Source organism: Streptomyces sp. NPDC048417 (genome assembly GCF_040651615.1).
Classification (GTDB): Bacteria; Actinomycetota; Actinomycetes; order Streptomycetales; family Streptomycetaceae; genus Streptomyces.
Genome location: NZ_JBEZKI010000048.1, coordinates 17,122 through 42,552, shown reverse-complemented (window position 1 = coordinate 42,552; position 25,431 = coordinate 17,122). Strand labels below are relative to the sequence as shown.

Sequence of the window (25,431 nt, the reverse complement as noted above, 5' to 3'; positions counted from 1 at the left end):
AGCACGGACCGAGAGGGGGCCGAGCGTGACGATTCTGGAGACCGTCCGGGGACCACGTGACCTGAAGGCGCTGTCCGAGGCGGAACTTCGCGAACTGTCCGAAGAAATACGTGAGTTCCTGGTGCACGCGGTCGCCAGGACCGGCGGTCACCTCGGCCCCAACCTGGGCGTCGTGGAACTGACCGTCGCACTGCACCGGGTCTTCGAGTCCCCGGTGGACCGCATCCTGTGGGACACCGGCCACCAGAGCTATGTGCACAAGCTGCTGACTGGCCGTCAGGACTTCTCCAAGCTGCGCGGCAAGGGCGGCCTGTCCGGGTACCCCTCGCGGGAGGAGTCCGAGCACGACATCATCGAGAACAGCCACGCCTCCACCGCGCTCGGCTGGGCCGACGGCCTGGCCAAGGCCCGCCAGGTGCAGGGGGAGAAGGGCCATGTCGTCGCGGTGATCGGCGACGGCGCGCTGACCGGCGGGATGGCCTGGGAGGCGCTCAACAACATCGCGGCCGCCAAGGACCGGCCGCTGATCATCGTCGTCAACGACAACGAGCGGTCGTACGCCCCCACCATCGGCGGCCTCGCCAACCACCTGGCCACGCTGCGCACCACCGACGGGTACGAGAAGGTGCTGGCCTGGGGCAAGGACGTACTGCTGCGCACCCCGCTCGTCGGCAACACCATCTACGAGTCGCTGCACGGCGCCAAGAAGGGCTTCAAGGACGCCTTCGCCCCGCAGGGCATGTTCGAGGACCTGGGCCTCAAGTACGTCGGCCCGATCGACGGCCACGACATCAGGGCGGTCGAGTCGGCGCTGCGGCGGGCCAAACGTTTTCACGGTCCGGTGCTGGTCCACTGCCTCACCGAGAAGGGGCGCGGCTACGAGCCCGCGCTCGCCCACGAGGAGGACCACTTCCACACCGTCGGCGTGATGGACCCGCTCACCTGCGAGCCGCTCGCGCCGTCCAACGGGCCCTCCTGGACCTCGGTGTTCGGCGACGAGATCGTCCGGATCGGTGAGGAGCGCGACGACGTCGTGGCGATCACCGCGGCCATGCTGCACCCGGTCGGCCTCGGCAAGTTCGCCGCGCGCTTCCCCGACCGGGTCTGGGACGTCGGCATCGCCGAGCAGCACGCGGCCGTCTCGGCGGCCGGCCTGGCGACCGGCGGACTGCACCCGGTCGTCGCCGTCTACGCCACGTTCTTGAATCGTGCCTTCGACCAGCTGCTGATGGACGTGGCCCTGCACCGCTGCGGGGTGACGTTCGTGCTGGACCGGGCGGGTGTCACCGGGGCCGACGGTGCCTCTCACAACGGCATGTGGGACATGTCCGTGCTCCAGGTGGTCCCGGGCCTGCGGATCGCCGCCCCGCGCGACGCGGAACAGCTGCGCCTGCAGCTGCGCGAGGCGGTCGCCGTGGACGACGCGCCCACGCTGGTGCGGTTCCCGAAGGAGTCGGTGGGCCCGGAGATCCCGGCGGTCGACCGGGTCGGCGGCATCGACGTCCTGCACCGCGGCGAGAATCCGCAGGTGCTGCTGGTCGCGGTCGGCGTGATGGCGCCGGTCTGCCTCCAGGCGGCGGAGCTGCTGGCCGCCCGGGGCATCGGCTGCACGGTCGTGGACCCCCGTTGGGTCAAGCCCGTGGACCCCGCGCTGCCGGTCCTGGCGGCCCAGCACGAGCTGGTGGCCGTCGTCGAGGACAACAGCCGGGCGGCGGGCGTCGGGGCGGCGGTCTCGCTCGCGCTCGGCGACGCCGAAGTGGACGTGCCGGTACGGAGGTTCGGGATTCCGGAGCAGTTCCTGGCGCATGCCAAGCGGGGGGAGTTGCTGGCCGACATCGGGCTGACACCGGTGGAGATCGCCGGCCGGATCGGGGCGAGCCTCGCGGGGCGGGGGGCCGAAGCCAAGAGGGGTGCCGTGGGGAGTCGTTCGGCCGCTGCGGCGCCGTCTGGGCTGGTCGCGCCCCGCCGCGGCAGCCGCACATCGACGCGCCCGGCGTCCCTGAGGGGCGCTGATGCCGAGGGCGCTGACAAGGAGAGGCAATGAGTACGGAGTTCGACCTCGGTGCGCTGCTGGCCGAGCGTGGAGCCGAGCGGTACGAGCTGCACAGCAAGTACCTGAACCACCAGCTCCCGCGCATGCTGCACACCATCGGCTTCGACAAGGTCTACGAGCGCGCCGAGGGCGCCCACTTCTGGGACGCGGACGGCAACGACTACCTGGACATGCTCGCCGGGTTCGGGGTGATGGGCCTGGGCCGCCACCACCCCGTCGTCCGCAAGGCCCTGCACGACGTCCTGGACGCGCAGTTGGCCGACCTCACCCGCTTCGACTGCCAGCCGCTGCCCGGACTGCTCGCCGAGCGGCTCCTCACCCACAGCCCGCACCTGGACCGGGTGTTCTTCGGCAACAGCGGAACCGAGGCGGTCGAGACCGCGCTGAAGTTCGCCCGCTTCGCCACCGGCAGACCCCGCGTCCTCTACTGCGACCACGCCTTCCACGGCCTGACCACCGGCTCGCTGTCGGTCAACGGCGAGGACGGCTTCCGGGACGGCTTCGCCCCGCTGCTGCCCGACACGGCCGTCCCCCTCGGCGACCTGGACGCGCTCGCCCGGGAGCTGAAGAAGGGCGATGTCGCCGCCCTGATCGTCGAGCCGATCCAGGGCAAGGGCGTGCACGAGGCGCCGCCCGGCTATCTGCGCGGCGCTCAGGAGCTGCTGCGCAAGCACAAGGCGCTGCTGATCGCCGACGAGGTGCAGACCGGTCTCGGCCGCACCGGCGACTTCTATGCCTACCAGCACGAGGACGGTGTCGAACCGGACCTGGTGTGCGTGGCCAAGGCGTTGTCCGGCGGCTATGTCCCCGTGGGCGCGACCCTCGGCCAGGACTGGATCTTCAAGAAGGTCTACTCGTCCATGGACCGCGTCCTGGTCCACTCGGCGAGCTTCGGTGCCAACGCCCAGGCGATGGCGGCCGGACTGGCCGTGCTCTCCGTCATGGAGAACGAGCAGATCGTCGCCAACGCCCGGGCCGTGGGGGAGCAGCTCAAGTCCCGGCTCACCGCGCTGGTCGACAAGTACGAGCTGCTCGCCGACGTACGCGGCCGGGGCCTGATGATCGGCATCGAGTTCGGCAGACCCAGCTCGCTGAAGCTCCGCAGCCGCTGGACCATGCTCCAGGCCGCCCGCAAGGGCCTGTTCGCGCAGATGGTCGTCGTACCGCTGCTGCAACGGCACCGGATCCTCACCCAGGTCTCCGGCGACCACCTGGAGGTCATCAAGCTCATCCCGCCGCTGGTCGTCGACGAGTCGGACGTGGACCGCTTCGTGGCCGCCTTCACGGACGTGATGGACGACGCCCACAGCGGCGGCGGCCTGATGTGGGACTTCGGCAAGACCCTCATCAAGCAGGCGGTGGCCAACCGCTGACACCGAGCGGGGGCCTCCTGCGGGCAGGCCCCCTCTTTTGTCTCCGACGTTCTTATTGCCCTCATCGCCTCTGAATTTTTGTCTCTGAGGCAAGAAATTTGCCGCTGAGGCAAGAGACCGGCTCAATAGAGGCATGAACGCCTCAGACCCGGCGCCGTCCGCCGGTCCCGGCGACGACCTGCCCGCCGTCGCCCCGCAGCTGCGCTCCCTGCGCCGCCGCGCCGGCCTCACCCTGGAGGCCGCGGCCCGGGACGCGGGGCTGTCGCCGGCCCACCTCTCCCGGTTGGAGACGGGGCAGCGCCAGCCCTCGTTGCCGATGCTGCTCTCGCTCGCCCGTGTCTACGGTACGACGGTTTCCGAGTTGCTCGGCGAGACGGTCGCCGACCGGGACGCGATCGTGCGGACCGCGGACATGGAACCGACCAGGGCGGGCGGCTGGACGTACTGGCAGGCCGGCGCGCCCGGCCGGGGCATGCAGGCGTTGCGCGTGCGGGTGCCGCACGGTTCCCAGGGCGACATCGTGCGGGTGCATCCCGGCGAGGAGTGGCTGTACGTCCTGCACGGGCGGCTCCGGCTGCGCCTCGGTGACACCACCCACGTCCTCGCGCCCGGCGACAGCGCGCACTTCGACTCGCTCACCCCGCACCGGCTCGCCGCCGAGGACCACGACGGGGTCGAGCTGCTGTTCGTCCACACCCTGCTGCAGAGTCCCCTGGCCGCGTTGTGCCTGGGGCCGATCACTGGAGAGCTGCCGTGAGCAACATCGAGGAGAAGTTCCCCCGGGCCCTGTGGGTCCGGCTGATCATCTACATCGCCGTCGGGCACGTCTTCGCCGCGTTCCTCTACCTGCTGTTCGCCGTCGGCGGCAAGGGCTGAGCGGCTCCCGTCCCCGCCTCAGTCGAGGAGGCGCTCGCGCAGCCGCTCGCGGGTCCCCGGGGTGAGCTTCAGGCCCTGATCCAGGTACGTGTCGACGTCACCCCACGCCTCTTCGATGCTTTCGAAGGCCGCCGTCAGATACTCCGCGCGGGCCTCGAAGAGCGGGCTCAGCAGCTCCATCACCTCGGGGCTGTACGCACTGTCCCCACCGCCGCTGCGCCGCACCTTGTAGCGGCGGTGTTTGGCGTTGGACTCCAGGTAGTCGGCGAGGATCGCGTCCCGCTCCACGCCCACCGCGAGGAGCGTCACGGCTATGGAGACGCCCGCCCGGTCCTTGCCGGCCGCACAGTGCATCAGCGCCGGGACGCTGTCCTCGGCGAGGCCGTGCAGCACGCGCGAGTGCTCGTCGGTACGGTCCCTGACGATCGTGCGGTACGAGCTGACCATCCGGTTCGCGGCCTTGCCGTCGCCCAGGAGCCCGCGCAGCTGCTCGATGTCGCCCTCGCGCACCATCGTCCAGAACTCGGCGCCGTGTGCCGGGTCGGTCAGCGGCAGGTTCAGGTTCCGCACGCCGGGGAGTTCGACGTCCGGGCCCTCCAGCTTCTGGTCGGCCGCGTTGCGGAAGTCGAAGATCGTGTGCAGGCCGAGGGAGGCGAGAAACTCCGCGTCCTGCTCCGTGGCGTGCGCCAGATGCCCGCTGCGGAACAGCACACCGTGCCGGACCCGGCGCCCGTCCACGGTCGGCAGGCCGCCCACGTCACGGAAGTTGCGCACACCGGCCAGCTCGGGCTCGGTCGACGGGACCTGCTGCGTCACGGGGGCTCCTCCCGGCCGGCCCCGTCGGCGCTGCTCGTCGACGGGCACTGGGTCGACCATACGACATCGGTTTCCGCGGGCAATGAGTTGTCCACAGGCGTTGCCTCCGGGGCCCGTGGCCCTTGATGATGTTGGTGCTTGAGCGGATCTGTTGGCACCTGTGTGAGGTTTCTCGTGGTGGACATCGCCGAAAACGGTCGTACGTGGCTCCTGTCGGGCCCGGGCAGCAGCTACGCGCTGCACCTCACGGAGGGCGACGAACTGCTCCACCTGCATTGGGGCCCGAAAATCGGGCTCGCCGACGCCGAGGAGCTCAGCACCCGGGCGCTGCCCGGCTACTGGGCCTTCGAGTCCCCGCTGGACGGCCGTGAGGAGTACCCCGTCGAGGGCGGCCCCCGCTTCGTCCGCCCCGCGCTCTCCGTGCGCACCGAGGAGCGCCGCGGCACCGAGTGGACCTTCGAGTCGTACGAGACGGAGGGCGACGCGGCCGACGAGGAGCTGCGGCTGCGCTTCCGGGACGACGGGATCCTCATCACCCTGCACTACCGGATGCGCGGCGACGTCGTCGAGCGCTGGGTGACCGTCGACAACCAGGGGGACGCGCGCGTCGAGCTGCTGCGTGCCGACCCCGCCGCCTGGACACTCCCCGACCGCGAGGGCTGGCGGCTCTCCCAGCTGCACGGCCGCTGGGCCGCCGAGTCCCGCCTCACCAGCGCCCCGCTCACCTACGGCGAGAAGGTGATCGGCAGCCGCCGCGGCCACACCAGCCACCAGCACCTGCCCTGGGTCGCCCTCGACACCGACGCCACCGAGGAGCGCGGCGAGGTCTGGGGCTGCGCGCTGGGCTGGTCCGGCTCCTGGCGGATCGCCGTCGCCCAGCTCCCCGACGCGCGCGTGCAGATCACCGGCGGCGCCGGCTACGACGACTCGGGCCTGCTGATGCTGGCCGAGGGCGAGTCGTACACCAGCCCGGTCTTCGCGGGCCTGTGGACCGACGGCGGCTTCGGCGGGGCGAGCCGCGCCTGGCACGCCTACCAGCGGGCGTACGTCATCCCCGACGCGGACCGGGACCGGCCGGTGCTGTTCAACTCGTGGGAGGCCACCACCTTCGACATCTCCGAGGAGCAGCAGGCCACCCTCGCCCGGCGGGCCGCCGCGATCGGTGTCGAGCTGTTCGTGGTCGACGACGGCTGGTTCGGCGCCCGCACCAGCGACCGCGCGGGCCTCGGCGACTGGACGCCCAACCCGGACCGCTTCCCCAAGGGACTCAAGCCCCTCGCGGACTATGTGCACGCCCTCGGCATGCAGTTCGGCATCTGGGTCGAGCCCGAGATGGTCAACGCGGACAGCGACCTGTACCGCGCGCACCCCGACTGGGTGCAGTACCAGCACGGACGAAAGCGGACGGAACTGCGCAATCAGCTCGTCCTCAACCTCGCCCGTGAGGACGTCCAGGAGTACCTCTGGGTGCAGCTCGACACCCTGCTGTCCAGCGCCCCGATCGACTACGTCAAGTGGGACTTCAACCGGTGTTTCACCGACGCGGGCTGGCCCGGCGAGCCGTATCCGCAGCGGCTGTGGGTCGACCACGTCCGTGGGCTGTACGCCCTGCTCGACCGGATTCGGGCGGCCCACCCGAACGTCGCCATCGAGTCCTGCTCCGGCGGTGGCGGCCGGATCGACCTCGGCATCATGAGCCGTACCGACGAGGTGTGGACCTCCGACAACACCGACCCGCTGGACCGGCTCGCCATCCAGCACGGCTTCAGTCAGATCCACCCGGCCCGGGTGATGTCCGCCTGGGTCACCGACAGCCCGAACCACCAGCTCAACGGCCGGGTCAGCAGCTTGCGTTTCCGCTTCGTCAGCTCCATGGCCGGGGCGCTCGGCGTCGGCGGCGACCTCTCGCAGTGGACAGAGGAGGAACTCGCCGAGGCCGGCCGCTGGGTGGAGCTCTACAAGGACATCCGGCCCCTGGTGCAGCGCGGCGACCAGTTCCGGCTGCGGCCGCCGACCGGCGGGCTCAGTGCGGTGCAGTACACGCTGGGCGACGAGACCGTCGTCCTCGCCTGGCTCCAGGCGCAGAGCTACGGCGAGCCGATGCCGGCGCTGCGCTTGCAGGGCCTCGACCCGGCAGCATCGTACGAATGCCGCGAAACGGGCGAAGTGCATCGAGGTGCCGTTCTGTTGCACCACGGGCTGCGCACCGACCTGCGCGGCGACCTGGATGCGACGGTTCTCCGGCTACGTCACATCTGAGCTGTCTGACCGATTTGGCGCCTTCATTGCGACTCGGTCTGGAATAAGCTGACGTGGCGTGACGTGCGTGAGGAGCGTCATATTCGTGACCGTCCGTCGCGCGTCATGTTCACGTAATTCCGGTGCTTTTCAAGGGGATTGGAAAAGCACGGAAGGCTGTCATTCACGGAGGGTGACCGGGAATTCCCGTAACGGATCAAGCGAAACTGGAACAGACGGAAACTGCCGCTTGTTTACGCGCGTCTTACTCGCTTACGTTCGCCACGCATCCGGACGGAACGCCGAATCCTGCCGCCGTCCGGAGTCCCCACACACTTACCCGTGCCCGGCAGGAGCGGGGGACCCACCAGGCATGACCGCCTGTTCCGGTTCCCGGGACGGCTAGGGGTGTAGCCACGTCTTCCCGCGTGGCCGGGCAGCTCCAGCCCGAACCCGACAGCTCACCTCGCAGGCGCCGGAGAGGAATGCGTCATGCCCGCGAAGGGTAAGCACCGCCGCCCCAAGTCCCAGCGTTTCACCCGCTCGATGGCCGTTGCCGGAACCGGTGGCGCCGCGCTGGCTCTGCCGCTCATGGGGGCCACCGGCGCCCACGCGGCCACCTCGCAGTCCGTTTCCGAAAAGGCCACGCATTCGCTGCCGGCCGTCGAGCAGGCGGCTGTACGAAAGGCCGCCGCTCAGAAGTCCGCCGTTCAGGATTCCGTCACCGGAAACTCCACGAACCGCATCTACACGGTGGTGCCCGGCGACTATCTGTCGAAGATCGCCCGCGAACACAACGTCAACGGCGGCTGGCACCGGCTCTACGCCGACAACCGGCAGGCCGTCGGCGACAACCCCTCGCTGATCCACCCCGGTCTCAAGCTCACGCTCGGCGGCCGCCATGCCGCGACGACGGACACCCCGGGCTCGGACTCCCGGTCCCAGACGCGGTCCCACGCACAGTCCGACTCGCAGTCCTCCGCCCCCTCCTCGTCGTCGTCCTCGAACACGGCGTCCTCCTCGGACGTGTCGACGGCGACCGCCTCCGGTTTCACCCTCCCGGTCACCGGTGGCGCTGTCGGCACGGGCTACCACGTGGCCGGCAGCATGTGGTCCAGCGGCTACCACACCGGCGTCGACTTCGTCGTCCCGACCGGCACCCCGGTCAAGGCCGTCGGCGCGGGCACGGTCGTCACGGCGGGCTGGGGCGGTGCCTACGGCAACCAGGTCGTCATCAGGCTCGCCGACGGCTACTACGCCCAGTACGGCCACCTCTCCGCGCTCTCCGTCTCGGTCGGCCAGACCGTGACCGCGGGCCAGCAGGTCGGCCTCTCCGGTGCCACCGGCAACGTCACCGGCCCGCACCTCCACTTCGAGATCCGGACCACCCCCGACTACGGCTCGGACATCGACCCGGTCGGCTACCTCCGCTCGAAGGGCGTCGCCGTCGGCTGACCCGATACCCCCCTGATCTGACACACACTCCGAAGGCCGGACCCCCGATCCCCGGGTCCGGCCTCCGGCGCGTCGGTCCAGCTGATCGTCACGTCAACACCGCTGATCAGAACCTTATTCCGACCTTGGTGAAGTATTTAGCAGTGTCTTATCTCACCGCTAGTCAACCCCTTATTACGGTCGCGTAGGTCACAGTCGAAGGTGAATCATGGCCCGACGTGGCAGACGATTCGAAGAGTGACAATGCATCAGTGATCGGGTCGTACGTGGCGGTGGGGGACAGCTTCACCGAGGGCGTCGGCGACCCCGGCCCCGACGGGGCGTTCGTCGGCTGGGCGGACCGGTTCGCGGTCCTGCTGTCGGACCGGCAGCCCGAGGGCGACTTCGATTACACCAATCTCGCGGTGCGCGGGAAACTGCTCGACCAGGTCGTGGCGGACCAGGTGCCGAAGGCCCTGGAACTCGCCCCGGACCTGGTCTCCTTCTGCGCCGGCGGCAACGACATCATCCGCCCCGGTACCGATCCCGACGAGGTGGCCGAGCGGTTCGAGCGGGCCGTGGCCCAACTGACCGAGGCCGTCGGCACGGTTCTGGTGACCACCGGGTTCGACACCCGGGGCGTGCCCGTCCTCAAGCATCTGCGCGGCAAGATCGCCACCTACAACGGGCATGTCCGGGCCGTCGCCGACCGGTACGGCTGCCCGGTCCTCGACCTGTGGTCCCTGAAGGCCGTGCAGGACCGGCGGGCCTGGGACGGCGACCGGCTGCACCTGTCTCCCGAGGGGCACACGCGCGTGGCGCTGCGGGCCGGCCAGGTGCTCGGCGTCGAGGTGCCGGCCGACCCCGACCAGCCGTGGCCGCCACTGCCGCCGCGCGGCACCCTGGAGGTCCGCCGCGACGACGTGCACTGGGCCCGTGAGTACCTGGTGCCGTGGATCGGACGACGGCTGCGCGGCGAGTCGTCGGGCGACCACGTGACGGCCAAGGGGGCGCTCTCCCCGGACGACATCAAGATGCGGATCGCTTCCGTGGCTTGAGGGCGGCACGAACGCGTAAGGGGCGGCATCCTGGTGAGCCGTCCCTTACCGCTCCTCGGGAAGCCCCAGTTCGCGCGCCAGCGCCTCGTCGACCCACTCCTGCGCCCTGGAACGCGACAGGGCGCCCGGATACGAGGTGAGCTGGACGGCGAGCCCGTCGAGCAGGGCGGTCAGCCGCAGGGCTGCCGCCGAAGGGTCGGGGCACCGGAACTCGCCGGCGGCCACCCCTTCGGCGATGACCTCCGCGATCGCCGCCTTCCACTGCTGGTCCAGCTTCTTGGTGACCTCCCGCAGGGCGGGCTCGCGCAGTGCCACCGCCCAGCCCTCGATCCACAGTCGCCAGCCCTTGGCCTGCCCGGTCGGCGCGTACCAGCGCACCGCCGCCCGCAGCCGGCGCGACGCCGACGTACCCCGGCCCAGCAGCTTGCGCAGATGCGCCAGGTCGCCCTCGGCGGCGTAGGCGAAGGCGGCGGCGACCAGCTTCTCCTTCGTCGAGAAGTGGTACAGCACCAGCGCGTTGCTCACCCCGAGGGACGAGGCGACATCGGCGATCCGGACCGCCGCCACGCCCCGCGCCTCGATCTGCTCGATGGCGGCCCGCAGCAGTTCCTCCCGCCGCTCGGCCACACTCAACCGCACTCTCGCCACGCGGTCACCCTAATCGGTCGTACCCCGCGCGCGTTGCCGCCTCAGGCCAGCGGCAGCCGCATGAGCGTGAGGTCCAGCCAGCGGCCGAACTTGGTGCCCACCTCCCGGACCGTGCCGGCGTGCTCGAAGCCGAACCGCTGGTGCAGCCGGACCGACGCGATGTTCTCCGCCTCGATACCCGCGATCACGACGTGGTGACCGGCCGCGCGCGCCGCGGTGATGAGAGCGCCCAGCAGCGCCGAGCCGATGCCTAGCCCGTGCCGGTCCTCGCGGACGTAGACCGAGTCCTCCACGGTGTGCCGGTAGCCGTCCAGCTCCCGCCACGGCCCGTACACCGCGAAACCGGCCACCTCGCCCGCCACTTCGGCCACGAACGCCGAGCCGCGCGCCAGATGGGCGGCGAGCCAGGCCGCTCCCTCGACGGGAGACTGCGGGGTCTCGGTCCACAGTGCCGTCGAGTGGTCGATCGCGTGGTTGCGGATCGCGCGCACGGCCTCCGTGTCATCGGGGCGGGCCGGGCGGATCGTCACCGTCCCGCCTCTCTCGTATATTGGATTCATGTCCAACATAGTAGATCCGTCGGCGGACTCCTTGGCGGCACGGATCGCGGCCCGTGTCCGCACCGAGCGGGAACGCCGTCGCTGGACCCTGGCGCAGCTCGCGGACGCCTCCGGGGTCTCCCCGGCGATGATCAGCCGGATCGAACGTGGCGAGAGCAGCCCCACCGCCGTCGTCCTCGGCAAGCTGTCCGCCGCGTTCCAGCTGAGCGTCGCGTCCCTGCTCGCCCTCGCCGAAGGCGGCCAGGAGACCATGGCCGAGACCGCGGGAGTGCGGCGCGGCGCCGAGGCGGCCGAGTGGCGCGACCCGGGCACCGGCTACCGGCGCCGCCAGATCACCGGACCGCGCTTCCCGGCGGAGATCGCCGAGATCCGCCTGCCCGCCGGAGCCCGGGTGCCCTACCCGGCCGCCGCCTTCGCCTTCGTACGACAGCTCGTCTGGGTCCTCGACGGCCGTCTGACCTTCCACGACGGCGACACGGTCCATGAACTCGACGCCGGCGACACCGTCGAACTCGGCCCGCCCGCCGAGCGGATCTTCGCCAACACCACGGACGCCGAGTGCCGCTACGTCGTCGTCCTCACCCGCGACGCACAGCCGTAAGCGCGGTGCTTTCCAGCCTGCCCGCATGGCCGGGACGGCGATCGTGTCCCCGCTGTGGGGCTCGGGCGGCGCTGAGCGCCCGTCACCTCAGCGGTACCAGCCGAACCGTTCCGTGATCACCGGCAGCCGGTCGCTCACCAGTGCGTGGGCCGCGGCACGCGGGGTCGTGCCGTCGGACTCCGCGCGATCCAGCATCAGCTCCACCAGGACCCGCATCGAGCGGCGGGTGTGGCCGAACGCCTCGCCCGCGTCCGGGCCGATGTCGCCGAACAGGGTCCACCACCACCAGGCGTTGGTACCCGAGTTGACCACCACGTCCGGCAGCACGGTCACCCCGCGCGCCGCCAGCCGCTCCTCCGCCTCGGGCAGCACCGGCATGTTGGCCGCCTCCACGATCCAGCGGGCGGTGACCAGGTGCTCGTTGGCCGTGTCGACGGCGTACGACACCGCCGCCGGCACCAGCACCTCCGCGTCGGCGGACAGCCAGGCGTCGCCCGGCAGGTCGAGATCGCCGGGACGCAGCACCCCGCGGTCGACGGTGCCGTACGCGTCCCGCGCGCGCAGCAGCGCCTCGACGTCCAGGCCGGCCGGGTTGGCGATCGTGCCCTTGACGTCGGCGACGGCCACCACCGTGAGCCCCGCGCGGGCGAGGAAGCGCGCCGTGGCCCCGCCCATCGTGCCCAGCCCCTGCACCGCGACCCGCGTCCCCGGGTACGGCACCCCGGCCCGGTCCAGGGCCGTCAGCGCCGACTCGGCGACCCCGCAACCGCCGACCAGCTCGTCGAGACCGATCCCGTCCACCTCGATGGCGAAGGCGTCCGCCAGCCGTCGCCGGGCCGCCGCCTCGTCGTCCAGCAGCGGATACACGGCCTGGATCGAGGAGACCAGCCCCGCCTCGACGGCCGCCCGGTCCACCAGGTCCTGGGTGAGCCCGAGGTCCTCGCCGGTGGTCCAGAAGCTCTCGACATACGGCCGCATGGCACGCAGATAGCGGACCAGCAGGGCGTACGACCCCGGGTCCTGCGGATCGCAGTCGATGCCCCCCTTGGCGCCGCCCAGGGGGACGTAGCGGCCCTCGGGGTTGTAGTGCAGGGCCTCCTTCATCGTCATGCCGCGCGCCAGCCCGGTGACCTCCTCCAGGGTGCAGCCCGGCCGCATCCGCAGACCGCCGCTGGCCACGCCCCGCACCAGCCGGTCGACGACCAGGAAACCCTGCCGGCCGGTGATGTGGTCGGTCCAGACGAGAGACATCAGTGGAGCGGCCATAGTGGCTCCCGAGAGGTTCGTGAAGAGCGGGGTGTTACTGAACGGTTGGTCAGTATCCGGAGGTGGGCGGCAGGGTGTCAACGCCGACCACCGGAGGGGCCGACCATAATGGAGGACCTCGGCGACACCACTGGAGGTACCGTGACCCGTTTGCGTTCCCTGAGCTCCGGGCTCCGCGTGCTGCGGCCCGCTGCCTTCGGCGTGGACCCCAGCGGCGAGCGGATGGCCCGCATCCAGGGCTCACCGCACTTCAAGGACGGTGTCTTCCAGAACCCCGGCGGTACCGCCCGGACCCGTCCCTCGGGCTCGATGGTGGACTTCGCGAAGATCTACTTCGAGAAGGAGCAGCGGGCCCGCCGCGCTCCCCGGGGCACCGTCCCGGTGCACGCCACCACGGTCGCCGACCTCGCCCGGCCCGCCCCGAGCGGGCTGCGGGTGACATGGATGGGGCACTCCAGTGTGCTCGCGGAGATCGACGGGCACCGCGTCCTGTTCGACCCCGTCTGGGGCGAGCGCTGCTCCCCGTTCCCGTTCGCCGGACCCAAGCGGCTGCATCCGGTGCCGCTCCCGCTGGCCGCGCTCGGCCCGGTCGACGTGGTGGTCATCTCGCACGACCACTACGACCACCTCGACCTGCCCACCATCAAGGCGCTGGCCGGCACGGACACCCTCTTCGCGGTGCCGCTCGGCGTCGGCGCCCACCTCGAACACTGGGGCGTCTCCGCCGACCGGCTGCGCGAGCTGGACTGGCACGAGGAGACCAAGGTCGGCGGGCTCACCCTGACGGCCACCCCCGCCCGTCACTTCTGCGGCCGGGGGCTGCGCAACACCCAGCACACCCTGTGGGCGTCCTGGGTCGTCGCGGGCGAGCGGCACCGGATCTACCACAGCGGTGACACCGGCTACTTCGAGGGCTTCAAGGACATCGGCGCCGACCACGGGCCGTTCGACGTGACGATGATCCAGATCGGTGCGTACAGCGAGTTCTGGCCCGACATACACATGACGCCCGAGGAAGGCGTGCGAGCCCACCTGGACCTGCAGGGCGGTGGCCCGCACGGGGTGCTGCTGCCGATCCACTGGGGCACCTTCAACCTCGCCCCGCACGCCTGGGCCGAGCCGGGGGAGTGGACCAAGGACGCCGGCGACGGGGCGGGCCAGGCGGTGGCGCTGCCGCGCGCCGGTGAGCCCTTCGAGCCGTCCGGGAAGCTGCCCGCCGAACCCTGGTGGCGCGAGGTGTCGGCGCCGATCGCCCGGTCGTGGCGCCCTGCCGTCCAGCCGCGGAGCGAAGCCGGGCGGCAGCACCTCGACCTGGCCGGCGAAGCGGTGACGCCGGACGCGGACGATCTTGTGAAGTGACGGCGCCGCCGGTGTGACGGTGACGTGAAAGTGGCGTGCATGCCCCTGCACAACCTGGGCAGGGGCACTGGCATGAGTCATGCACATATGCCAACCCCTGCTTTTTTACCGGGACTTGAGCTGTCCCGGCGTTTCTACACCGAGGCCGTACGCTCGCTGCTGGAGGAGGCCGCTCCCGGCGTTCCGCACTCGGCGGCCCGGGTCGGCCCGGGTTCCGAAGTCCTCGGTTACGACACCGAACGCTCCGCCGACCACGAGTGGGGCCCGCGCCTCCAGCTCTTTCTGCACCCCCACGACGTGTCCCGCCACGGTGGGCGGATCAGACATGTGCTCGCCGAACACCTCCCGAAGACCTTTCACGGCTGGCCCACCCATTTCGCCGCAACGGGGGACCGGGACGTCCGGGTCATGCGGGTCACCGACGGCCGCGTGCACCACCGGGTCGAAGTGACCGGTGTCTCCTCCTGGTTCCGCGACGTCCTCGGCTTCGACCCGGCCTCCGGTGTCACTGCGGCGGACTGGCTCGCCACCCCCACCCAGCTCCTCGCCGAGGCCACCGGCGGCGCCGTGTTCCACGACGGCCTCCACACGCTCTCCCCGGCCCGGGCCGCCCTGGGCTGGTACCCCCATGACCTCTGGCTCCATGTACTCGCCTGCCAGTGGCAGCGCATAGCCCAGGAGGAGGCCTTCGTCGGCCGCTGCGGCGAGGTCGGCGACGAACTCGGCTCCGCCGTCGAGGCCGCCCGCCTGGTCCGCGACCTCATGCGGCTCTGCCTGCTGATGGACCGGCGATACCCGCCCTACGGCAAGTGGCTCGGCAGCGCCTTCGCCCGGACCCCCGCGGCCCCTCGGCTCACCCCCGTGCTCACCGCCGCTCTCGCCGCCACGGACTGGCACGCCCGCGAGCGGCACCTGGTACACGCGTACGAGATCGTCGCCCATCTGCACAACGAACTGGAACTCACCGACCGGGTCGACCCGGCCGCCCGCCCGTACCACTCCCGGCCCTTTCGGGTGCTGCGCGCCGACCGCTTCGCCCGGGCCCTCGTCGCCCGGATCAGGGCCCCCGGCATACGGGAGCTGCCGACCGTCGGCGCGGTGGACCAGTTCGTCGACAGCGCGGACGTCCTGAGCCGCCCGGACCGGACGCGGGCCGTGGCCGAGGCGGTGACGGACGCCGACCGGCACGACGGCCCTCCGCGGGAGAGGACACACGGCGTCCGAGAGGGAGGAGGTCACCGTGGGTGATGTTCTGGGGGGTGATGGCGAGGGTGCGGCAGGCTGCCGGGATATCCCGCCGGGCCCGCCACGGGCGTGCGGGCGGACGGCCGGCAAGGGGTGCGGTGCGCCGGCCGCTCCGGTCCTCCCTTTCTCCTTGTGACCGTTTTTGAGCAGCTCAGATCGGTCGGTGGTCGTTCAGGAGCGAGGCGGCGAGGGGATTATCGGTCTTGAGTGCGATGGCTCATACCAGAGCAGGACCATCTCCGGGGGACTTTGTCAACTGCCCACCGCACATGATGCGTTGGCGACTACTGTGAGTGTCCGTCGGGCGACACGGGGCCGAATTCTTTTGCGGTCCCCTCGGCCGGCACCGCGATGGCGCATGCCCACCTCGCGCGGCACGCGCGAGCACTTCAGGCCCGACGGACCAGTACGAGGACGCAGATGTCTCACCTCCGTGCACCGGCCGCCCGCGCCGACCGCCGTGAGGGCGGTCGGCACGGACGTCCGGTCGCCCGACCCGTTCCCGCGCTGCCCGAGACCCACATACGGCCTCAGCTGATGCGCCTCGCCGTGCTGCCGCCGGTCGCGGTGGCGCTCAGCGGCTGCGCGGCCGTCCTGTTCACCGTCCGCTCCACCGGTGCCCGGCCCAGCCTCACCCTGCTGGCCGTGCTCACCGGAGCGGTCTCGGTGACGGCCGCGGGCATCGTGATCGCCGTAGTGGCCGCGGGCCGCGCCGCCCGCTCGGTCAGCGAACGCGTCGGCGTCCTGCGCCGCAACGCCGCCCGCGGCGAGGCCGATCTGCTGGCCCTCGTCGACGCGCTGCGCCGCGGCGAGACCCCGCCCCCGCCCAAGCCGCGCGGTGGAGCGCCCGAGGACGCCGACGACTTCGAGCTGCTCGCCGCCGACCTGTCCCGCGCGCACGACGGCGCCGTCACCGCCGTCGTGCAGGCGGCCCAGCTCTCCAGCCAGGCCGGCAGCGAACAGAAGCTGGAGGTCTTCGTCAACCTGGCGCGACGGCTTCAGTCTCTCGTGCATCGAGAAATCTCGATCCTCGACGAGCTGGAGAACGAGATCGAGGACCCGGACCTCCTCAAGGGCCTCTTCCACGTCGACCACCTGGCCACCCGCATCCGGCGGCACGCCGAGAACCTCGCGGTGCTCGGCGGCGCCGTGTCCCGGCGGCAGTGGAGCAACCCCGTCTCCATGACCGAGGTGCTGCGCTCCGCCATCGCCGAGGTCGAGCAGTACTCCCGGGTCAAACTCGTCCCGCCGATCGACGGCGAACTGCGCGGGCACGCCGTCGCCGACGTCATCCACCTCCTCGCCGAACTCGTCGAGAACGCGACGGTGTTCTCCGCCCCGCACACCCAGGTGCTGCTCCGCGCCAATCTCGTCACCTCCGGCCTCGCGGTCGAGGTCGAGGACCGCGGACTCGGCATGCCGGTCGGCGAACAGTCCAAGATGAACGCCCTGCTCGCCGACCCCGACCAGGTCAACGTCGCCAGCTTGCTGGCCGACGGCCGCATCGGCCTTTTCGTCGTCTCCCAGCTCGCCCGCCGCCACGGCATCAACGTCCGCCTCCAGACCAACATCTACGGCGGCGTCCAGGCCGTCCTCGTCGTCCCGCAGGGCCTGCTGGGTACGGCACCGGGGGCACCGGGGGCGGTGCCGCAGCCGCGCGACGCCGGGGCCGGGGGCGGAGCGCAGGGGGCGCCGGGCGGTGCGCCGGGTGCCGGGGCCGCACGGCCGTCCGACGCCACCGGGACGCCGGCCGGCGCCCACGGCGGCGCCGCCGGGCCGAACGCGGGAGCCGCGGGCCGGGCGGCCGCCCCGGGCGGTGCGTCGGCGGACCGGCGGCCCGTGCCGCAGCAGGGACCGGCCCAGGCCACCGGCGGCGGGCGGCGTCGCCACGCGCAGCACGGGGGCGCCCCCGCGCCGCTGCCGGTACGCGGCACCCAGGAGACCCGGCCCAACCCCGCCGAGGCGCTGCCCGGCATCCGACCCGAGGACCGGCCCGCGGTCGCCGAGCACGCCGGTGCCCCGCCCGTCCCGCGCGGGGGAGCGGTGCGCGGCACCATGGGCAAACCCCAACTGCCGCGGCGCCGCGCCCAGGAGCACATCGTCCCGCAGCTCCGCGGAGGCCCGGCACCCCGTCAGGACAACGAGGTGCCGGCCGGACACGACCCCGGCCTGATGGCCGCCTTCCAGCGCGGCATCGGTCTCGCCGAGGCCCAGCAGCATCTGGAGGCCACCCAGACGGAGCCGACTGGCGGCGAGTCCATGGGCGGGGCACAGGGAGAGACCTTCTATAACGGGCTGACCGGTGTGGGCGTTGCCGACATGGGTCTTGCCGACATGGGCGCGAACGACATGGGCGTCGACGGCGGATCCCGCGTGACGAGGTCCGGCGAGGGGCCCGGGGACGCGGCGAGCAGCGCATCCCACGCCACACATGCGGACGTCACGCATATGGACGTCACGCGTATGGATGCCACGCACGTGGACGTCACGCACTTGGAGGCCACACCTATGGGCGCCGCCCACATCCAGGCGGCACACAGGGAGGCCGGCGGCCACATGGCTCCGGACTACACCGCCTCGGACTACACAGCCCCGGACCAGTCGGCCCTCGGCCGCATGGCGTCGGATCCCTCGGCGTCGGACCACGTGGTCTCGGACGGCCTGAGTTCGGACCGTATGGCTTCGGACCACCTGGGCCCCGACCACCGGGTCTCCGACCACATGGGCCCGCTGCACTCGGTTCCTGCACACCTGGCCTCGGACCACACGGCACCGGCACACGTGAGCCGGGCACAAGGGGTCCCGGTCGACCCCCAGCCCTCGTCCCGACCCCAGTCGCACTCCCCGGCCCTGCGCCCGGTGCACACCTCCGAATTCACCGCCCGGCCCGACGGGAGCGCACCGGCCGGATGACCCGCACCGTTTCCACCCCTACCCCCACCCCCACCGCTCCCGCGGACCTTCGTACCCCAAGGAGTCGATCCACCATGGCGAGCGATGCGCCGACCGCCCAGGTATCCGACCTCGACTGGCTGATGAGCGGCCTCGTCCAGCGCGTACCCCACACCACCAGCGCGGTGCTCCTGTCCTGCGACGGACTGGTGAAGTCCGTCCACGGCCTCGACCCGGACAGCGCCGACCACATGGCGGCGCTCGCCTCCGGCCTGTATTCGCTCGGCCGCAGCGCGGGCGTCCGCTTCGGCGACGGCGGGGACGTCCGTCAGGTCGTCGTCGAACTCGACTCGACGCTGCTGTTCGTCACCACCGCCGGCTCCGGCACCTGCCTCGCCGTGCTGGCCGGCCGCGAGGCCGACGCCGCCGTCCTCGGCTACGAGATGGCGATGCTGGTCAAGAGCGTCCGCCCGTACCTCGTCACCGCGCCCCGGCAGCATGCCGTCGAACCCACGGCGATGAGGCCTTGAGGGTGGCGGCAGCCGGCGACGGGCCATGGCTGGACGATGCGGCCGGACGCCTGGTGCGCCCGTTCACGGTCAGCAACGGCCGCACCGAGCCCAGCATCGCCTTCGACCTGATGTCGCAGGTGATGGCCACCGGGGCCACCCCCCTCGGCTACCTCGGCCCCGAGCACGCGCAGGCGCTCGACCTCTGCCGCGCACCCGTCTCGGTCGCCGAGATCGCCGCGCACCTCAAGCTGCCCGCCGTGGTCACCAAGGTGCTGCTCTCCGACCTCGTCGACTGCGGGGCGCTGACTGCCAAGCCCCCCGTTTTCCACCACAACCCCACTGACCGGTCTCTTCTGGAGGCAGTGCTCGATGGACTACGACGACAGCTGTGACCCCTTCCCCACCGCGCTGAAAATCCTGGTGGCCGGTGGGTTCGGGGCCGGCAAGACCACCTTCGTGGGTGCGGTCAGCGAGATCGCGCCGCTGTCCACGGAGGAACTCCTCACCACGGTGAGTGCCGCGACCGACAATCTCGACGGCATCGAGAACAAGGTCGAGACGACCGTGGCCATGGACTTCGGCCGCATCACCCTGGACCCCGAACATGTGCTCTACCTGTTCGGAACGCCCGGGCAGGAGCGGTTCTGGTTCATGTGGGACGAGCTGTCCGAGGGCGCGCTCGGCGCGGTCATCCTCGCCGACACCCGCCGCCTGGAGGACTGCTTCGCGGCCGTCGACTTCTTCGAGGAGCGCGGCCTCGGGTTCATCGTCGCCATCAACGAGTTCGACGGCTCCTACCGCTACGACCCAGAGGAGGTGCGCGCCGCCATCGACCTCGACCCGGAGGTCCCGGTCGTCCGCTGCGACGCCCGTATCTCCAGCTCCGGCGTCCAGACCCTGCTCACCCTCGTCCGCCATCTCATCGCCCACGCTCCGGTCTCCGCGCCGAGCCACGGCGCCCACATGTGAACCCCATACACACCTCACGGAGCCCATATATGACCCACGTCCACAGCGACGGAGCCCGCCCATGAGGTACGACCCGTCGCGCCCGGCAGGTCGTCTGCTGCTCACGCCGGAGGACAAGGAGGTGCCTGTACGTACCCGGCGTCTCGGCCAGCTGGGCCTCGGTGAACGCCCCGACCCCGGACTGGACGCCTATGCGGACCGGCTCGCCGAGGTCACCGGGACGCCGTACGCCATGGTCAACTTCATCGGCGAGAACCGGCAGTTCTTCGCGGGCCTGCACCTGCCGGCCGTGCCGCCGCCGGTGGTGAAGCCGGACGGGACCACGCCGGTGCTGGGCCGTGAGCTGGCCCGCGACCATGGGTTCTGCCCCCATGTGGTGGTCCGGCGCAAGGCGCTGGTCCTGGAGGACGTCTGCGACTACCCGCGGTTCGCGGGCAACCCGGTCGTCGACGAGTTCGGCGTCCGTTCCTATCTGGGTGCCCCGCTCATCGACAGTACGGGGACGGTGCTCGGCACGGTGTGTGTGGTCGACGTGGAGCCACGGCCTTGGGGCCGGGCCGGTCTGGAGGCCATCAAGTCGTCGGCGGCGGAGCTGGTGGCCCGCATCGAGCGACGCGAGGCGGACGGGCTCCCGCTGCTGTGACGAGGGGAACGGTTTCCTCGCTAGCCGACCGGTCGAGTACCTCCGTACGCTGGTGGTATGGGACGCACCAGTGACGCCAAGCGGAAGATCCTCGACGCTGCCCGCTCGCTGATCGAGGGGCGCGGGTACTCGACGCTCGGGGTGGCCGAGATCTGCAAGGCGGCCGGGGTGCCGAAGGGCAGTTTCTACTACTTCTTCGAGTCCAAGGAGGCCCTCGCGCTCGCCGTCGTCGACGAGCACTGGGAGGCCCAGAAACGCGACTGGACGCGGGCCCTGACCGGCGAGGCGGAGCCGCTCCAGAGGTTGCGGCGGCTGTTCGAGGAGACGGAGGCCGGTCAGCGCGCCGTCCAGCAGGGCTGCGGCACGGTGGCGGGCTGTCTGTTCGGGAACCTCACTCTGGAGCTGAGCAACCAGACCGAGGCGGTCCGCGGGCGGTTGCAGGAGATCTTCGACGCGCAGGTCGGCATGGTGGAGTCGGTCATCGGCGAGGCCCGCGAGCGCGGCGAGGTCGGCGTGACCGACACCAGGGAGGCGGCGCGGGCGGTGGTGGCCCAGCTGGAGGGCCAGGTGATGTTCGCCAAGCTGTACAACAACACCCGGCGGCTCAGCCCGATGTGGCAGAACTGCCGGGCACTGCTCGGCGTGCCGGCGACCTAACAGGCGGTCTTCTGCTGGGGCGTGTATCGAAAGCGGCTGGTTATGACTCCGTGGCCTGTGTTTCCATTCCTGAGTGAACATCGAGAGCTCCGGGGTGCCTGCTGAGAGGCGGAGCCATGGCGTCCGGCAGAGGACCGATGGCGATGTCGAGGAGTGCGTGCGGGTCCTCGCCGAGGTTCATGCGCGCGATGGCTATCCGGTGAACTGGCCCGATGAGCCCGGCGAGTGGCTGTCACGCGGTCCCCTGCTGGGCTCCTGGGTCGCCGAACGCGAAGGCCGCCTCGTCGGGCATGTCAGTTTGTCGCAGGGCGGCGAAGGCGATCTGGCTCCGATGTTGTGGAGCGAGCGGAACGGGGCGACGCGGGACATGACCGCCGTGGTCAGCAGGCTGTTCGTTTCCCCACATGCGAGGGGACACCGGATCGGTGCACTGTTGATCGGCCGCGCGGTGGAGGAAGCGCGGCGTCATGGCCTGCATCCGGTGCTCGACGTCGTCACATCCGATACCGCCGCGGCAGCCCTGTACGAGCGGTTGGGCTGGGAGCTGATGGCCACAGTCGAGCAGCAGTGGAGCCCGAGCCAGACGGTGGCCGTCCGCTGTTACGCAGCGCCGGCGTGACGTGGCCGGTCATGGCCACTCGTTGAGGGCCCCAACGAGGACGGTCGCCTCGTGGCGGACCGCAGGCTTGTCGTACCGGCTCGCCACGGCGCGGTGTCTCTTACGGTGATCGATGCCGCACTTGGCCGCGTGCCGGGCTCTGTGGTCCTGCGGGTCGAACTTCGGCGCACGATCCAAGATCACCTCACGGTCGAGTCCACTCTCGATGCACGCCCTAGGTGTGTGTGGCCTCGGCCCGCTGCCCTTGTCGTATCGGCGCTGTGAGGTCGCCGCCCATGTGGTGCGGGAAGCCGATTCGCAGCACGGCGGCGGCCGCGGCCGCGGCGAGGACCAGCGCGGCGGCCAGCAGCAGGGCCTGGTGGTAGCCGTGGCGCAACAGCGGGGCGACGACCAGCGGCCCCAGGATCTGGCCGACGGAGTATCCGGCGGTCAGGAGGGCCACGGAGCGCGGGAAGCGCAGATGAGCCCCCGTGGCCAGGGCCAGGGTGCTGACGCCCAGGAACGTGGCGCCGAACAGCACCGCCGAGCCGAGGGCTGCGGCCGTACTCCCGGTCACCGCGGGCAGGGCGATACCGACCGCCTGGACCGTGAGCGCGGTGAGCAGCAGGCCGGGACGGGACCACCGGCGCCCCAGCCGGGCCCACAGTGCCGAGGACGGTACGGCGGCCAGCCCCACCAGCACCCAGGCGCCGCTGCCCACCCAGCCGGGGGAGCCCTGGCCGATCGCCGCGACCAGGAAGGTACCGGCGACGATATAGCCGACGCCCTCCAGGAAGTAGCTGACGAACAGGGCGCCGAACCAGCGGCGGGTCCGGGCCGTGCCCCGGCTCCCGGGCACCGGGGCGGCGGGCGCATCCTCGGGCCGTAGCTTCCACGAGGCCGCGGTCAGCGCCCCGGCGAGCGCGGCGGCGGCCCACCAGGCGGCCCGCCAGTCGGCGACGGACCGCAGGGCCAGCACCAGCAGACCGGACAGTGCGATTCCGGCGCCCACGCCGCCGAAGGCCCAGCCGGGCAGGTGCGCCGGGTGCTCCCGCAGATGGTGCAGCAGAGAGGCGACGGCGACGACGAAGACCAGGGCGCTCGCCGCCCCGGCCAGCAGCCGCAGCACGCCCCACACCGCGGTGCTGTGGGTGAGGGGCATCGCGGCGAGCGTGGCGGTCAGCAGGGGCAGGGAGCCGCGCAGCACGGTGCGGGACCGGACCAGCGCGGGGACCAGCGTGCCGGCGAGCGCGCCGACCAGGTAGCCGACGTAGTTGGCGGTGGCCAGGTTCGCCCCGGCACCGGCGGACAGGCCCGCCCGGGCCTGCATCAGGGGCAGGATCGGGGTGTAGACGAACCGGCCGACTCCCATACCCGCGGCGAGCGCGGCGCCCGCCCTGACGACATGGGTCCAGGGGGATGCGGTGGTCATCGGGTGCCGTCGGCCCGGCCCGGATCGTTGGGGTGGGACTCCAGCGGGGTGACGGTCGCCGTCATCCACGGGCGCAGCGGCAGGGTGCCGAGCACCTTCTCGTGGAGTTCCTCCTCGTCGGTGGCACACCAGACGCCGATGCTGCGCAACTCGCCCACCGGGCGCCACAGTCGGGCCAGCTGGCCGGTCGCGGCCAGTTCCCCCGCGCGGACGGCCTCCGCGGCCCGCCGCCGGTCGACCTCCTCCTGGCCCGTGCCCTCGGGAACGGTGGTGGTGATCTCGACCAGGAACTCTCGCACGACGTGCTCCCTCCGCTCTCGGTGAGGTTCATCGTGCTCCCGTCACCAGCGCCGGTGCCACGACCGGCTGCCTAGCTGCTGGGAGGCGCGGCCTCCCAGCGCGCGTAGCATGGCGCGCGTGGAACTGCGTCAGCTGCGTTACTTCGTCGCGGTCGCCGAGGAACTGAACTTCGGCCGGGCCGCCGAGCGGCTGCTCATCGCGGGCCCCTCGCTCTCCCAGCAGATCAAGGCACTCGAACGGGACCTGGGCGTCCGGCTGTTCGACCGGGACCGCCGCTCGGTCTCGCTCACCCCGGCCGGCGCCGCCCTGCTGCCGGACACCCGGGCCCTGCTGGAGCGGGCCGACGACCTCAAGCTCCGGGCCGGACGGCTGTCGGGTTCGCAGTCGGTACGGCTCGGCTACGTCAACTGGCTTCCCCCGGACCTGACCAGGCGGACGGCCGCGGTGGCCCGGGTGCATGTGGACGCCTGGGTCGCCCCCTCCCACACCCAGGCCGCCCGGGTCGCCGACGGCAGTCTGGACCTCGCCGTGTGCTGGGTGCGTACCGAGGACCTCAAGCGGCTCGGGCTGCGGGCCCGGCTGCTCGGCGCCGACCGGCTGTACGCCGTCGCGAAGGGCACCGACACCAGCGATCTGGCGGCCCGGGACACCGACGTCCTCATCGACGACGACATCACCTCCTGGGCCTCCTGGAACGTGTACGCAGAGGAGCTGACGCAGGCCGTCGGTGCCCGTGCCGTGCGCATCTCCGACGGCGCCATCACCGGCCCCGCCTTCTTCGACCACGTCCGCCGCTGCACCCGTCCGGTCCTCAACTCGCCCAAGGGACAGACCGTTCCGCTCCCGCCCGACCTGGTCCGCCGGGAGATCGTCGCGCCGAAGGTGTACTGGACCTGGTCCCTGGTCCGGCGGGAGAGCGAGGACCGCGCCGGAGTCCTGGCCGCCGTCGACGCCCTGTGCGACGGCGCCGGCGACCTCGGTATCCACGCCGAGGACGCCTGGCTGCCCGCTGACGACCCGTACGCGCTCCCGGGCTGAGCTGCGCTGAGAGGCAGCGACTCCCAGTCGGAAGGAAACTGATCCTGGCGCCTTCCGATCGACCCGACCTACCTTCCAAATAGTCGACCGGTCGGCTAGTACCGGTCAGCCACTACGGAGAAGGTCACCATGAACGCACAGAACCAGAAGGTCGCGATCGTCACCGGCGCCTCGCAGGGCATCGGCGCCGCCCTCGTCGAGGGCTACCGCAAGCTCGGCTACGCCGTTGTCGCCACCTCGCGCACCATCGCCCCCGCCGACGACGCCAACGTCCTGACCGTGCAGGGCGACATCGCGGACCCGGCGACCGCCGAGCGGGTCGTCGCCGCTGCCGTCGAGCGCTTCGGGCGTATCGACACCGTCGTCAACAATGCGGGCATCTTCGTCGCGAAGCCCTTCACCGACTACACGGCCGCCGACTACGCCACCGTGACCGGCATCAACATGGACGGTTTCTTCCACCTCACCCAGCGGGCGCTGCCGCATCTGCTCGCCCAGGGCGGTGGACACATCGTGACCGTCACCACCAGCCTGGTCGACAACGCGGACGCCCGCGTCCCCTCCGTCCTGGCTTCACTCACCAAGGGCGGTCTGCAGTCCGCGACCAAGTCCCTGGCGATCGAGTACGCCACCCGCGGCATCCGGGTCAACGCGGTGTCGCCCGGCACCATCAAGACCCCCATGCACCCGGACGAGACCCACGAGTACCTCGCGGCCCTGCACCCGGTCGGCCGGATGGGTGAAGTGAGCGACATCGTCGAGGCCGTGCTCTTCCTGGAGACCGCGCCGTTCGTCACCGGCGAGATCCTGCACGTCGACGGCGGTATGAGCGCCGGACACTGACAGCGCGTCAGATCACCTAC

Annotated in this window: 24 protein-coding genes, 1 pseudogene and 1 riboswitch; of the genes and pseudogenes, 19 read left to right on the top strand and 6 right to left on the bottom strand. The window is 71.4% G+C overall.

From position 1 onward, the window contains the following. Positions 1 to 25: 25 nt before the first annotated feature. The 4 genes from dxs to AB0D59_RS46960 all read left to right on the top strand — a co-directional run bounded on the left by dxs (position 26) and on the right by AB0D59_RS46960 (position 4,302). Entirely contained in the window at positions 26 to 2,044 is a 2,019-nt protein-coding gene (dxs, locus tag AB0D59_RS46975; protein WP_362578041.1) for a 1-deoxy-D-xylulose-5-phosphate synthase, read from the top strand. Then, on the top strand, positions 2,041 to 3,426 hold the full coding sequence (locus tag AB0D59_RS46970) for an aspartate aminotransferase family protein (RefSeq protein ID WP_362578039.1): 1,386 nt from the start codon (positions 2,041 to 2,043) through the stop codon (positions 3,424 to 3,426). The genes dxs and AB0D59_RS46970 overlap by 4 nt, the downstream gene beginning before the upstream one ends. Positions 3,427 to 3,559: 133 nt before the next feature. Next, the gene (locus AB0D59_RS46965; protein ID WP_362578037.1) at positions 3,560 to 4,183 is read left to right on the top strand and encodes an XRE family transcriptional regulator; all 624 of its coding nucleotides are present in this window, start codon (positions 3,560 to 3,562) and stop codon (positions 4,181 to 4,183) included. Further along, on the top strand, positions 4,180 to 4,302 hold the full coding sequence (locus AB0D59_RS46960) for a DUF6126 family protein (protein ID WP_123972047.1): 123 nt from the start codon (positions 4,180 to 4,182) through the stop codon (positions 4,300 to 4,302). Before AB0D59_RS46965 ends, AB0D59_RS46960 begins: the two co-directional genes overlap by 4 nt. A gap of 18 nt (positions 4,303 to 4,320) precedes the next feature. On the opposite strand, the gene AB0D59_RS46955 is transcribed toward AB0D59_RS46960, so the two are convergent. Further along, on the bottom strand, positions 4,321 to 5,118 hold the full coding sequence (locus AB0D59_RS46955; RefSeq protein ID WP_362578035.1) for a tyrosine-protein phosphatase: 798 nt from the start codon (positions 5,116 to 5,118) through the stop codon (positions 4,321 to 4,323). Between the two features lie 174 nt (positions 5,119 to 5,292). On the opposite strand from AB0D59_RS46955, the gene AB0D59_RS46950 reads away from it, so the two are divergent. From AB0D59_RS46950 to AB0D59_RS46940, 3 genes are all read left to right on the top strand, one after another. Beyond that, the gene (locus AB0D59_RS46950) at positions 5,293 to 7,377 is read left to right on the top strand and encodes an alpha-galactosidase (RefSeq protein ID WP_362578105.1); all 2,085 of its coding nucleotides are present in this window, start codon (positions 5,293 to 5,295) and stop codon (positions 7,375 to 7,377) included. Between the two features lie 306 nt (positions 7,378 to 7,683). Next, a riboswitch (cyclic di-AMP (ydaO/yuaA leader) is annotated at positions 7,684 to 7,844 on the top strand. Between the two features lie 4 nt (positions 7,845 to 7,848). After that, positions 7,849 to 8,811 carry a LysM peptidoglycan-binding domain-containing M23 family metallopeptidase gene (locus AB0D59_RS46945; protein ID WP_362578033.1) on the top strand — a complete coding sequence of 321 codons (963 nt, stop codon included), beginning with the start codon at positions 7,849 to 7,851 and terminating at the stop codon, positions 8,809 to 8,811. Positions 8,812 to 9,062: 251 nt separating this feature from the next. Further along, entirely contained in the window at positions 9,063 to 9,848 is a 786-nt protein-coding gene (locus AB0D59_RS46940; RefSeq protein ID WP_362578031.1) for an SGNH/GDSL hydrolase family protein, read from the top strand. A 45-nt stretch (positions 9,849 to 9,893) separates the two neighbouring features. On the opposite strand, the gene AB0D59_RS46935 is transcribed toward AB0D59_RS46940, so the two are convergent. Beyond that, a complete protein-coding gene (locus AB0D59_RS46935) occupies positions 9,894 to 10,496 on the bottom strand; it encodes a TetR family transcriptional regulator C-terminal domain-containing protein (protein ID WP_362578030.1) in 603 nt (200 codons plus the stop codon). A 41-nt stretch (positions 10,497 to 10,537) separates the two neighbouring features. Continuing rightward, positions 10,538 to 11,056 carry an N-acetyltransferase family protein gene (locus tag AB0D59_RS46930; protein WP_362578028.1) on the bottom strand — a complete coding sequence of 173 codons (519 nt, stop codon included), beginning with the start codon at positions 11,054 to 11,056 and terminating at the stop codon, positions 10,538 to 10,540. Between AB0D59_RS46930 and AB0D59_RS46925 the strand changes: the two genes are divergently transcribed. Continuing rightward, on the top strand, positions 11,055 to 11,657 hold the full coding sequence (locus tag AB0D59_RS46925) for an XRE family transcriptional regulator (protein WP_362578026.1): 603 nt from the start codon (positions 11,055 to 11,057) through the stop codon (positions 11,655 to 11,657). The genes AB0D59_RS46930 and AB0D59_RS46925 overlap by 2 nt on opposite strands. Before the next feature lie 87 nt (positions 11,658 to 11,744). On the opposite strand, the gene AB0D59_RS46920 is transcribed toward AB0D59_RS46925, so the two are convergent. Then, the gene (locus tag AB0D59_RS46920) at positions 11,745 to 12,923 is read right to left on the bottom strand and encodes a Glu/Leu/Phe/Val dehydrogenase dimerization domain-containing protein (RefSeq protein ID WP_362578025.1); all 1,179 of its coding nucleotides are present in this window, start codon (positions 12,921 to 12,923) and stop codon (positions 11,745 to 11,747) included. Between the two features lie 141 nt (positions 12,924 to 13,064). Here AB0D59_RS46920 and AB0D59_RS46915 point away from each other — a divergent pair, with 141 nt between their 5' ends. From AB0D59_RS46915 to AB0D59_RS46875, 9 genes and pseudogenes are all read left to right on the top strand, one after another. After that, positions 13,065 to 14,282, top strand: coding sequence for an MBL fold metallo-hydrolase (locus AB0D59_RS46915; RefSeq protein ID WP_362578024.1), 1,218 nt, complete (start codon positions 13,065 to 13,067; stop codon positions 14,280 to 14,282). A gap of 87 nt (positions 14,283 to 14,369) precedes the next feature. Next, positions 14,370 to 15,530, top strand: coding sequence for a DUF4037 domain-containing protein (locus AB0D59_RS46910; protein WP_362578023.1), 1,161 nt, complete (start codon positions 14,370 to 14,372; stop codon positions 15,528 to 15,530). 417 nt (positions 15,531 to 15,947) lie between these two features. Further along, positions 15,948 to 17,747: pseudogene (locus AB0D59_RS46905) on the top strand (ATP-binding protein); the annotation flags it as partial. A gap of 767 nt (positions 17,748 to 18,514) precedes the next feature. Next, positions 18,515 to 18,949, top strand: coding sequence for a roadblock/LC7 domain-containing protein (locus AB0D59_RS46900; RefSeq protein WP_046728213.1), 435 nt, complete (start codon positions 18,515 to 18,517; stop codon positions 18,947 to 18,949). A 2-nt stretch (positions 18,950 to 18,951) separates the two neighbouring features. After that, complete coding sequence (locus AB0D59_RS46895; RefSeq protein WP_351705625.1) at positions 18,952 to 19,323, top strand: DUF742 domain-containing protein; 372 nt, start codon at positions 18,952 to 18,954, stop codon at positions 19,321 to 19,323. Next, on the top strand, positions 19,301 to 19,900 hold the full coding sequence (locus tag AB0D59_RS46890) for an ATP/GTP-binding protein (protein WP_351705628.1): 600 nt from the start codon (positions 19,301 to 19,303) through the stop codon (positions 19,898 to 19,900). The genes AB0D59_RS46895 and AB0D59_RS46890 overlap by 23 nt, the downstream gene beginning before the upstream one ends. A 61-nt stretch (positions 19,901 to 19,961) precedes the next feature. Further along, the gene (locus AB0D59_RS46885; RefSeq protein ID WP_362578022.1) at positions 19,962 to 20,543 is read left to right on the top strand and encodes a GAF domain-containing protein; all 582 of its coding nucleotides are present in this window, start codon (positions 19,962 to 19,964) and stop codon (positions 20,541 to 20,543) included. A 57-nt stretch (positions 20,544 to 20,600) separates the two neighbouring features. Further along, positions 20,601 to 21,200 (top strand): TetR/AcrR family transcriptional regulator, encoded by a 600-nt coding sequence (locus AB0D59_RS46880; RefSeq protein ID WP_362578020.1) that lies wholly within the window; start codon positions 20,601 to 20,603, stop codon positions 21,198 to 21,200. Between the two features lie 157 nt (positions 21,201 to 21,357). Then, the gene (locus tag AB0D59_RS46875) at positions 21,358 to 21,819 is read left to right on the top strand and encodes a GNAT family N-acetyltransferase (RefSeq protein WP_362578103.1); all 462 of its coding nucleotides are present in this window, start codon (positions 21,358 to 21,360) and stop codon (positions 21,817 to 21,819) included. 214 nt (positions 21,820 to 22,033) lie between these two features. Here the strand turns inward: AB0D59_RS46875 and AB0D59_RS46870 are convergent, their stop codons facing one another. Together AB0D59_RS46870 and AB0D59_RS46865 are read right to left on the bottom strand one after the other, a co-directional pair. Beyond that, entirely contained in the window at positions 22,034 to 23,230 is a 1,197-nt protein-coding gene (locus tag AB0D59_RS46870) for a YbfB/YjiJ family MFS transporter (protein ID WP_362578018.1), read from the bottom strand. After that, positions 23,227 to 23,529 (bottom strand): muconolactone Delta-isomerase family protein, encoded by a 303-nt coding sequence (locus AB0D59_RS46865; protein ID WP_362578016.1) that lies wholly within the window; start codon positions 23,527 to 23,529, stop codon positions 23,227 to 23,229. The genes AB0D59_RS46870 and AB0D59_RS46865 overlap by 4 nt, the downstream gene beginning before the upstream one ends. A 109-nt stretch (positions 23,530 to 23,638) precedes the next feature. On the opposite strand from AB0D59_RS46865, the gene AB0D59_RS46860 reads away from it, so the two are divergent. Next, a complete protein-coding gene (locus AB0D59_RS46860; protein ID WP_362578014.1) occupies positions 23,639 to 24,568 on the top strand; it encodes a LysR family transcriptional regulator in 930 nt (309 codons plus the stop codon). Positions 24,569 to 24,697: 129 nt separating this feature from the next. Continuing rightward, positions 24,698 to 25,411 (top strand): SDR family oxidoreductase, encoded by a 714-nt coding sequence (locus tag AB0D59_RS46855; RefSeq protein WP_362578012.1) that lies wholly within the window; start codon positions 24,698 to 24,700, stop codon positions 25,409 to 25,411. Positions 25,412 to 25,431 lie beyond the last annotated feature (20 nt).

Coding starts and splice junctions, on each gene's coding strand:
- AB0D59_RS46970 (WP_362578039.1), top strand. CDS start 2,041: ATGAGTACGGAGTTCGACCTCGGTGCGCTGCTGGCCGAGCGTGGAGCC.
- AB0D59_RS46965 (WP_362578037.1), top strand. CDS start 3,560: ATGAACGCCTCAGACCCGGCGCCGTCCGCCGGTCCCGGCGACGACCTG.
- AB0D59_RS46945 (WP_362578033.1), top strand. CDS start 7,849: ATGCCCGCGAAGGGTAAGCACCGCCGCCCCAAGTCCCAGCGTTTCACC.
- AB0D59_RS46925 (WP_362578026.1), top strand. CDS start 11,055: ATGTCCAACATAGTAGATCCGTCGGCGGACTCCTTGGCGGCACGGATC.
- AB0D59_RS46930 (WP_362578028.1), bottom strand. CDS start 11,056: ATGAATCCAATATACGAGAGAGGCGGGACGGTGACGATCCGCCCGGCC.
- AB0D59_RS46920 (WP_362578025.1), bottom strand. CDS start 12,923: ATGGCCGCTCCACTGATGTCTCTCGTCTGGACCGACCACATCACCGGC.
- AB0D59_RS46910 (WP_362578023.1), top strand. CDS start 14,370: ATGCCAACCCCTGCTTTTTTACCGGGACTTGAGCTGTCCCGGCGTTTC.
- AB0D59_RS46900 (WP_046728213.1), top strand. CDS start 18,515: ATGGCGAGCGATGCGCCGACCGCCCAGGTATCCGACCTCGACTGGCTG.
- AB0D59_RS46890 (WP_351705628.1), top strand. CDS start 19,301: ATGGACTACGACGACAGCTGTGACCCCTTCCCCACCGCGCTGAAAATC.
- AB0D59_RS46885 (WP_362578022.1), top strand. CDS start 19,962: ATGAGGTACGACCCGTCGCGCCCGGCAGGTCGTCTGCTGCTCACGCCG.
- AB0D59_RS46880 (WP_362578020.1), top strand. CDS start 20,601: ATGGGACGCACCAGTGACGCCAAGCGGAAGATCCTCGACGCTGCCCGC.
- AB0D59_RS46870 (WP_362578018.1), bottom strand. CDS start 23,230: ATGACCACCGCATCCCCCTGGACCCATGTCGTCAGGGCGGGCGCCGCG.
- AB0D59_RS46860 (WP_362578014.1), top strand. CDS start 23,639: ATGGCGCGCGTGGAACTGCGTCAGCTGCGTTACTTCGTCGCGGTCGCC.
- AB0D59_RS46855 (WP_362578012.1), top strand. CDS start 24,698: ATGAACGCACAGAACCAGAAGGTCGCGATCGTCACCGGCGCCTCGCAG.